This window comes from Staphylococcus pasteuri (genome assembly GCF_030547725.1).
Lineage (GTDB): Bacteria > Bacillota > Bacilli > Staphylococcales > Staphylococcaceae > Staphylococcus > Staphylococcus pasteuri.
On sequence record NZ_JAUOQO010001015.1, the window covers coordinates 1 to 234 of the forward strand.

Here is a 234-nt window from a genome sequence, read left to right on the forward strand (position 1 = left end):
AAATCATACCAATCATTTCTGCGGCTTTCTTTTTTGATTTCACATAGATTAGGCTGGCACCGTAATTACAAACTATTATTACAGAAAATTTTGGTGTATAACCTTTTTTTTTAAGCTCTTCCACTTGTTCTTTTAATCCTTGTCTATAATCATTTGCGATTTGTTTACCATCTAATCGCTTTGCTACCACAATATCTCCTCCTAATAATTTAATAACTTAACTTTAACATTAAT

The 234-nt window shown here is 29.5% G+C and carries 1 protein-coding gene; it reads right to left on the reverse strand.

Annotation, left to right across the window (positions count from 1 at the left end):
- A partial coding sequence (locus Q4528_RS16235; RefSeq protein WP_303522805.1) for a tetrahydrofolate dehydrogenase/cyclohydrolase catalytic domain-containing protein occupies window positions 1-190 on the reverse strand: 190 nt, incomplete at its 3' end.
- Window positions 191-234: the final 44 nt, after the last annotated feature.